This is a genomic window from Nocardia sp. NPDC003345 (assembly GCF_053589395.1).
The window spans coordinates 1-3,629 of sequence record NZ_JBSFRU010000465.1 but is presented as its reverse complement, the minus strand read 5'-3'; the positions used below and the strand labels follow the sequence as shown (position 1 = coordinate 3,629).

Here is a 3,629-nt window from a genome sequence, read left to right as displayed (position 1 = left end):
GCCGCCGCGGTTGGTCCACGCCTGCTTACAGGTGACCGAACAGGTATGGCAGCCGATGCATTTGTCGAGGTTCATGACCATGGCCATTTGCGCCATCACGCGCATAGCGATTCCTCCGTAGTCGACCCGATCACGTCAGTACTCCACATGCTGGCTGCGGCGGCGGATCGTGGTGACCTCGTCGCGCTGATTACCGGTCGGGCCGTGGTAGTTGATGGCGAACGACTGCTGGGCGTAGCCGCCGATCAGATGAGTGGGTTTGATCATGATCCGGGTGAGCGCGTTGTGGATACCGCCGCGTTTGCCCTTGCCCTTGAAGTTCCCGTCGACTTCCGCGGTGCCCTCGATCCGCGGGACGTCCACCGCGCGGTCCTGCGCGTGGTACATGAACACGGTGCCCTCGGGCATCCGGTGCGAGACGATGGCGCGTGCCACCACCACGCCGTTGCGGTTGATGGCCTCGATCCAGTCGTTGTCGGCGACACCGATCTTGGCGGCGTCCTTCTCCGACATCCAGATGGTCTGGCCGCCGCGCGAGAGCGTGAGCATATGCAGGTTGTCCTGGTAGGCGGAGTGGATGGACCATTTGGAGTGCGGGGTCAGGTAGCGCACGGTGACCCCGCGTTCGCTCACCTCGCCGACCCCGGGTTCGGCGAACAGCGCCGTCATATCCAGCGGCGGCCGGAAGGTCGGCAACTGTTCGCCGAGTTCGATCATCCAGTCGTGGTCGAGATAGAAGTGCTGCCGGCCCGTGAGGGTGTGCCAGGGTTTCAGCCGCTCGGTGTTGATGGTGAACGGCGAATACCGGCGGCCACCGGTTTCACTACCCGACCATTCCGGCGAGGTGATCACCGGTACCGGTCGTGCCTGGGTATCGGCGAAGGTGATGCGCTTACCCTCGTGTTCGGCCGCGAGATCGGCCAGTTCGGTGCCGGTGCGGCGTTCCAGGGCGTGGAAACCCTCCACCGCGAGGCGGCCGTTGGTGGTTCCCGACAGGGCCAGGATCGCCTCCGCGGCGTACTGGTCCTTGGCCAGCGACGGCCGGCCCTGCGCCGCCCCGGATACCACCGTCCCGTTCATACCCGCCAAGTACTCGACTTCGGCGTCGGGATGGGTGGTGACCCCCTTGACCGTGAGACCCAGCGTTTCCACCAGAGGCCCGAGCGCGGCCATCTTCTCGGCGAGCTTCGGGTAATCCCGTTCGACCACCACCAGTTTCGGCATGGTCTTACCCGGGATCGGTTCGCATTCCCCGGCTTTCCAGTCCAGCACCCGGCCGCCCGCCTGGGCCATGGCATCCGGTGAATCGTGTTGCAGCGGCACCGCGACGATGTCCTTGCGCACCCCGAGATGTTTCTCGGCCAGCCAGGAGAATCCGCGCGCGATCCGGTGGAACGCCTCGAAATCGGTTTTGGCCTCCCACGGCGGCGAGATCGCCGGGGTGAAAGCGTGCACGAACGGATGCATATCGGTCGAGGACAGATCGTGCTTCTCGTACCAGGTGGCGGCCGGGAGCACGATATCGGAGAACAGCGTGGTACTGGTCATCCGGAAGTCCAGTGAGAGCAGCAGGTCCAGTTTTCCGGTGGCGGCCTCGTCGCGCCAGACCAGTTCCTCCGGGCGCACGCCGGTGGTATCGGTGGTCTGCAGATTGGAATCCGCGCCGAGCAGATGCCGGTGGAAATACTCGTTGCCCTTACCGGACGATCCGAGCAGGTTCGCCCGCCATACGGTGAGCACGCGGGGGAAGTTCTCCGGGGCGTCGGGATCCTCGCAGGCGAAGCGCAGGTCGCCGGTTTTCAGCCCGTCCACCACGTGGTCGGCGGCGGTACGCCCGGCGGCCTCGGCCTCGTCGGCCAAGTCCAGCGGATTGCGGTCGAAGGTCGGGTACGAGGGCATCCAGCCCAGCCGGGTCGCCAGCGCGATATTGTCCGCGGCCGTCCGGCCCGCGAACTTCCCCTTCCCCAGCGGGGAGGAGAAGGCGTCGGCGGTGAAGGGGTCGTAGCGCCACTGATCGTTGGTGAGATACCAGAAGACAGTGCCCTGCATCTGCCGCGGCGGGCGCTGCCAGTCCAGGCCGAACGCCAGGGTGCCCCAGCCGGTCACCGGGCGGCATTTCTCCTGGCCCACGTAATGCGCCCAGCCGCCACCGTTCACGCCCTGGCAGCCGGTGAGGAGTGTAAGGGTGAAGAAGGACCGGTAGATCTGGTCGGAATGGAACCAGTGATTGGTGCCCGCGCCCATCAGGATCATCGACCGGCCGCCGGAACGGTCGGCGTTATCGGCGAATTCGCGGGCGATCCGCTGCGCCTGCACGGCCGGTACGCCGGTGATGGCCTCCTGCCAGGCGGGGGTGTAGGGCTCGGACGCGTCGTCGTAGCCGTCGGGCCAGGTACCGGGCAGTCCCGGCCGGCCCACCGCGTACTGCGCGAGCAACAGGTCGAACACCGTGGTCACCCGTTTCCCGGCGACCACCGAGGTGGGCACGCCCCTGGTCAGCACCCCGGGCACATCCGAATCGAACCGGGGGAACTGTACGGCCGCAGCATCGTCGGTGCGGCCGTACAGCGTCAGGAGTGGCTCGACACCCCCGAGATCGAGGTTCCAGCGCCCGGTGCCGTTCTCGCCGAACCGATCCCCCAGCGACCCGTTCGGCACCACCGGCGCACCGTCACCGTCGAGCAGCACGGTCCGGAACTGCGCGCCCTCCTCGGTGCTGCCGAGATCGGCGGCGGTGAGGAATTTCCCCGGCACCGCGACCCCGTCCTCGCCCTCGTCGAGGGTGATCAGGAAGGGCAGATCGGTGTATTTGCGGATGTAGTCCAGGAACCGGGGCGTATCCCGGTCCACGAAGAACTCCCGCAGCACCACATGACCCATGGCCATCGCCAGCGCGGCGTCGGTACCCGGCCGGGCCGCCACCCATTCGTCGGCGAACTTGGTGTTGTCGGCGTAGTCCGGGGAAACCACCACGACCTTCTGGCCGCGGTAGCGGGCCTCGGTCATGTAGTGGGCGTCCGGGGTGCGGGTCACCGGGACGTTGGAACCCCACATGATGAGGTACCCGGCGTCGAACCAGTCCGCCGATTCCGGGACGTCGGTCTGATCGCCGAACACCTGCGGTGAGGCCACCGGCAGATCGGCGTACCAGTCGTAGAACGACAGCATCGACCCGCCCAGCAGCGAGATGAACCGGGCGCCGACGGCGTGGCTGACCATGGACATGGCCGGGATCGGCGAGAATCCGGCGATCCGGTCCGGTCCGTACTTCTTGATCGTGTGGACGTGTGCCGCCGCGGCGATCTCGGCGGCCTCCCACCATTCGGCGCGTACGAATCCGCCCTTACCGCGTGCCGCCTTGTACCGGCGGGCACGCTCCGGGTCCTCGACGATATCGGCCCAGGCCAGCACCGGATCCTTGAGCTTGCGTTTCGCCTCGCGGTACAGCTCGAGCAGTGTGCCGCGCACATACGGATACCGCACCCGCGCGGGCGAATAGGTGTACCAGGAGAACGAGGCGCCGCGCGGGCAGCCGCGGGGCTCGTATTCGGGTTTGTCGGAGCCGACGGAGGGATAGTCGGTCTGCTGGGACTCCCAGGTGATCACACCGTCTTTGACGTAGATCTTCC

At 66.8% G+C, this 3,629-nt stretch carries 1 protein-coding gene and 1 pseudogene; both read right to left on the bottom strand.

The window, feature by feature from the left end:
* Positions 1–105, bottom strand: a pseudogene (locus ACWDU1_RS30675) (hypothetical protein); the annotation flags it as partial.
* A 30-nt stretch (positions 106–135) separates the two neighbouring features.
* The coding region (locus tag ACWDU1_RS30670) for a nitrate reductase subunit alpha (RefSeq protein ID WP_450003823.1) at positions 136–3,629 on the bottom strand (3,494 nt) is incomplete at its 5' end.